4 protein-coding genes are annotated in these 3,715 nt (G+C 73.3%); all 4 read right to left on the reverse strand.

Going from position 1 to position 3,715, the window contains the following annotated elements; genetic code table 11:
• The coding region (locus IBL25_RS24950; protein ID WP_367615688.1) for a lysozyme inhibitor LprI family protein at positions 1-355 on the reverse strand (355 nt) is incomplete at its 3' end.
• Between the two features lie 127 nt (positions 356-482).
• Entirely contained in the window at positions 483-1,634 is a 1,152-nt protein-coding gene (locus IBL25_RS24955; protein ID WP_187781159.1) for an FAD-dependent oxidoreductase, read from the reverse strand.
• A 39-nt stretch (positions 1,635-1,673) separates the two neighbouring features.
• Complete coding sequence (locus tag IBL25_RS24960) at positions 1,674-2,510, reverse strand: aldose epimerase family protein (protein WP_187781160.1); 837 nt, start codon at positions 2,508-2,510, stop codon at positions 1,674-1,676.
• Positions 2,510-3,355: an NAD-dependent epimerase/dehydratase family protein gene (locus IBL25_RS24965; protein WP_187781161.1), complete on the reverse strand. Its 846-nt coding sequence runs from the start codon at positions 3,353-3,355 to the stop codon at positions 2,510-2,512. The genes IBL25_RS24960 and IBL25_RS24965 overlap by 1 nt, the downstream gene beginning before the upstream one ends.
• Between the last annotated feature and the right edge of the window lie 360 nt (positions 3,356-3,715).

A 3,715-nucleotide genomic window follows, 5' to 3' on the forward strand; every position in this document is an offset into this window, starting at 1 on the left:
CGGGCTGCGGTGTGGGGGCGGGCGGCGGCGAAGGCTCCTGCACAGGCGCGGCGGCGGGCGGCGGCAGCGCCAGCAGGCGGGCGCGGAGCCAGGCTTCACGCTCGGCATAGGCGACCTGCAGGCAATCGGGGGATATGCCAGGGGCGCACATCCGGTCGCGCCGGCGCACCCAGTCGATCTGCGCCGCCGCGGCCTCGGCCGGACCGGGCACCCGCTGGCGCAATTGCGCCGCCAGGCCAGCCAGGTTGCGATCCGCCGCCAGTAGGGCAGGATCGGCGCAGATCACCCGCTCGGCGCGCGAGGCGGGGCGCGTGCAGTCGGAAACGGCACCATCCGGGGTGATGGCCCAGGCCATGCCCGGCGCAGCCATCATCCCCAGAACCGAACCCAACAACAGACGCCTCATCCCGCTCCTCGCCGCCAGCGGCGGCAGTCTAGCCCGGACCCGGCTTTCTGGCGAGGAAGCGTCTCAACAATAAACCTCAGGTCGGGATTTGGCACAGCGCCGGCAGGAGGCCGGGCGGAGGCGGCGCCTTTCCGGCGGCCCAGCGCGGCAGGGCGGCGGCAAGGCCGGTGTCGCTGGCGGCGCCTGCCATGGCCAGCCCCAGCACCGCGCCGAACTTGAAGCCATGGCCGGAAAAGCCGCTCATCACCCAGGCGCGGGGGCCCAACGGCTCCGCCACGAATTCCTCAGCATCCTGCACGTCGTAGTAGCAGGCGCGGGCGGACAGCATCCGGTAGGCGCCGGCCTCCGCCAGCCGGGGAAGCGCCAGGGCGAGGATGGCCTCGGCCTCGGCGGGCGTGGCCTCGCGGGGGTCCGCCTCGGCATCGCCCTGGCGGCTGAAGCGATGGTCGCCGATCTTCAGCGGCGTGCCGGCCACCGGGGGCACCGCGTAGAAGCCGCCTTCCTCCGAAAGGTCCAGCAGCATCGGCGCCCTGGCCCAGAGCGCCCGGTGCGCCGGCGGCGGCTCCAGGTAGACGACGATCTGGCGGGAGGCCACCACCCGCCCGGCCAGCCCCGGCAGCAGGCGCGGCGCCCAAGGGCCGGCGGCGACCACCAGCAGGTCGGCCTCCCTCACCCCGCCGGATTCCAGCCGCAGGGAAGCGCGGGCGGGGTCCAGAGCCAAGGCGCGGCCGCGCTCGAAGGTCACGCCGCGCGCCCGCAGATGCCCGGCCAGGGCGGCGACGATGGGGCGCGCCAGCAGCACGCCGCCTTCCGGCATGGCCAGGGCGGCACCGACACCCGGCGGGCGCAGCATGGGATAGCGGCCGGGGATGGCGGCGGGGTCCAGGTCCTCGAAGCCATGGTCATCCGCCGCCAGGGCGGCGCGGCTTTCGCCCAGCCAGCCCGCCTGGCCGCTGGCCAGGGCCAGCACGCCGGTTGGGTGGTAGAAGCTCTCGCCCAATTCGGACCACAGCAGGTCCCAGGCGCGGAAGGCGTCATCCACCATGCGCATGTAGCCGCGCTGGGCGCCATAGGCGTGGCGGATCAGCCGGTGGTCGTCCACGCTGGCGCCGCGCGGGTTGGGCACCGCGTCCTGCTCCACCACCGTGACGGACCAGCCGGCGCGCGAGAGGCCCCAGGCGGTGCAGAGGCCCATGATCCCGGCCCCGAGGACGAGTGCTTTCGGCATGGCGCGCAGCATGGACCGCCGCGCGCCGGCCGGGAAGGCTCAACTCACGCGCAGCCGCACGCGGCCTTGCAGCGCCTGCCCGGTGGCCAGCACGCGCATGGCGCCGAAAGCCGCCAGGGTAGGGCGGTTGATCACGTCCGGCACATGGCTCACCGGCTCCAGGCAGACCACCGGCAGGTGGTCGGGGGCATAGAATTGCAGGTTATGGGCCCAGTCCCCTTCCGCCTGCAGCGTCACTGTCAGGTCGGGCCTTTGCAGCACCGCCGTGCCGTCCCAGCCGGCGAAGTGCCGGTCGGTGCCCATCCAGCCGGCATCGCCTTCCGGGATGCCGTCGCTGGGCTCGGCCCGCAGCGGCAGGCTACGCTCGTTGGTCACCATGCGACGCGTGGCCGCCAGGCGCGGCGCGCTGCCGGGCAGGCGCAGGAACCAGGGGTGCCAGCCCATGCCCATCGGGCAGGGCTCCGCGCCCCGGTGCTCCAGCCGCAGCGCCAGGGACAGGCCGTCAGGGTCCAGCGCCACCTCCAGCCGCGCGGCATAGTCGAAAGGCGCGCGGCGCAGCTGCTGCGTCAGCACGGCGCGGGCGGGGCCGGCTTCCTCCAGCACCCAGGGGGCCTCCCGCCCCAGACCGTGCAGCGCATTGCCCGCGGGCTCCCCGATCGGGAAGTGGTATACCTCCCCAGCGCAGGGGAAGCGGCCGCCATCCAGCCGGTTGGTCCAGGGCAGCATCCAGAAGGCACCGGCCTTGCCGGTCAGTGGGCTGGCACCTTCCTCCAGCGGCCGCAGCACCGGGCGGCCGTCATGCTCCAGATGCGCGAAGGCGGCGCCCTGTTCCGGCAGCAGCGCGGCCCGCCAGGGGCCGGCCCGCAGGTCCAGCATCAATCCTCCAGTGCGAAGGCGTCGCGCGGGCTGAAGCCGTCGCGGCTATAGCCCACGGCGGTATAGCCGCCGCCCTGGTAGCGCTCGGTCACCGGATTGCCGGAGGTGATCTGCCCCACCTTGCCGGCGAAGGCATCGGCGCTGTCCTCGGGCTGCCAGCCGATGCGGTCGCGGTGGTCGCCGCCCCAGAAGGTGGCCGCGTTGTTGCTGGCGCCCCAGACCACGGCATGGCCGACCTTGGGGGCCTCGATAAAGGCGGCGCAGAGCCGCGCGAGGTCGCCATAGGAGAGCCAGGTGGCCAGCATCCGCGCATCCACCGGCTCGGGGAAGGAGGAGCCGATGCGGACATTGAGGTTCTCCACCCCGTGCTTGTCCCAGTAGAGGCGGCCCATCAGCTCGCCATAGGCCTTGGAGAGGCCATAGAAGCTGTCCGGGCGGAATTCGCAGCCGGCGTCCAGCTTCGCTTCATTGCCCTGCGGCCGCTCGTGGAAGCCGATGGCATGGTTGGAGGAAGCGAAGAGCACCCGTGCTCCCTCCCGCCGCGCGGCCTCATAGACATGGTAGAGGCCGCGCAGGTTGGGTCCCAGCACCACCTCGAAGGGCTGATCGGTGGAAGCGCCGCCGAAATGCAGGATGGCCTGGCAGCCCTCGGCCAGGGTCAGCAGCGTCACGCCATCGTTCAGGTCGGCCTTGGTGAAGGTGGCGCCTTCCGGCACCTGGTCCGGGAAGGGAGTGAGGTCGGTCAGGCGCAGCGCATAGCCTTGTGCCGCCAGCTCCCGCGCCAGCATCCGGCCCAGGTTGCCGGAAGCGCCGGTCAGCAGGACGGGCTTGGATTTCTTGGACATCGAACTCGGAATCCTCGGTGCTGGTTGGACAGGCGCGGAGGGGCGCGCGGCACAGGCCGGACTCGCCCTGGTGGCCTCCCCCTGCCCCGCAGCTTGCCCATGGCGCGGGCGGCGAACAAGACCGGGGCCGCGCGGTGCCCACATGGGGTTGCGGTAGCGCGGCGCCCGCCGCAGCATCGCCACCCTGGCCAATTCCGAGGACCGCCGCTTCCATGCCCGATGCCACCCCTTCCCTCGCCGCCGCCGCCGCCGACCTCGCCGCCGGGCGCACCACTGCCCAGGCCCTGACCGAGGCCGCCCTGGCGCGCATCGCCGACCCGGCCGGGGAAGGCGCCCGCACCTTCGTGGCGGTGCAGGCGG

The sequence above is a fragment of the Pseudoroseomonas ludipueritiae genome, assembly GCF_014490445.1.
Lineage (GTDB): Bacteria > Pseudomonadota > Alphaproteobacteria > Acetobacterales > Acetobacteraceae > Pseudoroseomonas > Pseudoroseomonas ludipueritiae.

What these genes read in the sequence shown, in the direction of transcription:
- IBL25_RS24955 (WP_187781159.1), bottom strand. Translation starts at nt 1,634, where the DNA reads ATGCCGAAAGCACTCGTCCTCGGGGCCGGGATCATGGGCCTCTGCACC.
- IBL25_RS24965 (WP_187781161.1), bottom strand. Translation starts at nt 3,355, where the DNA reads ATGTCCAAGAAATCCAAGCCCGTCCTGCTGACCGGCGCTTCCGGCAAC.
- IBL25_RS24960 (WP_187781160.1), bottom strand. Translation starts at nt 2,510, where the DNA reads ATGCTGGACCTGCGGGCCGGCCCCTGGCGGGCCGCGCTGCTGCCGGAA.